Origin of the sequence: Neisseria sp. HMSC078C12 (genome assembly GCF_001838065.1) — a bacterium.
Lineage (GTDB): Bacteria > Pseudomonadota > Gammaproteobacteria > Burkholderiales > Neisseriaceae > Neisseria.
The window spans coordinates 1-704 of sequence record NZ_KV835581.1; the positions used below are offsets into that span (position 1 = coordinate 1).

1 pseudogene is annotated in these 704 nt (G+C 58.1%); it reads left to right on the forward strand.

From position 1 onward, the window contains the following. Positions 1–704 (forward strand): annotated as a pseudogene (locus HMPREF2596_RS00330) (hypothetical protein); the annotation flags it as partial.

The window sequence follows — 704 nt, forward strand, 5'->3', positions numbered from 1 at the left end:
AACAACGCCGGTAACAAGATTACCAACGTAGCCGCCGGTACCGACGACACCGACGCCGTCAACTACGGTCAGCTGAAAGAGACCAACGCCAATGTGGCCAAAGGTCTGAACATTGCCGCCGACAACGGCAGCGACGACAACGTCCAGCTGGGCGAAACCGTTGCCTACCGCAGCAGCGACCGCAACATCGTCACCACCGTGTCCGACAACCAGATTGACTTCAAACTGGCCAAAGACATCACCGTCGACAGCGTTACCGCAGGCGACAGCAAACTGAATTCAGACGGCCTCACCATCACAGGCGGCCCGAGTGTGACCAAGTCCGGCATCAATGCCGCCGGCAACAAGATCACCAACGTTGCCGCCGGTACCGATGACACCGACGCCGTCAACTACAGCCAGCTGAAACAGCAAAGTGCCGCCGCCCGTACCGAAGTTGCCGCCGGTACCAACATCAAAGACGTGGTGAAAACGACCGGCGCCAACGGCCAAGACGTTTACACCGTCAACGCCAAAGGCACCACCGCGAGCGCCGGTTCGAGCAAAGTGACCGTCACTGCTTCAGCAGCAGACGCGAACAACGTGACCGACTACAGCATCGACTTGGCTGATAGCACCAAAGACGACATCCAAAAAGGTGTGGATGCTAAAAACACCGTTGACACCAAAGGCCTGACCTTCAACGGCGACAGCGGCAGCACCAA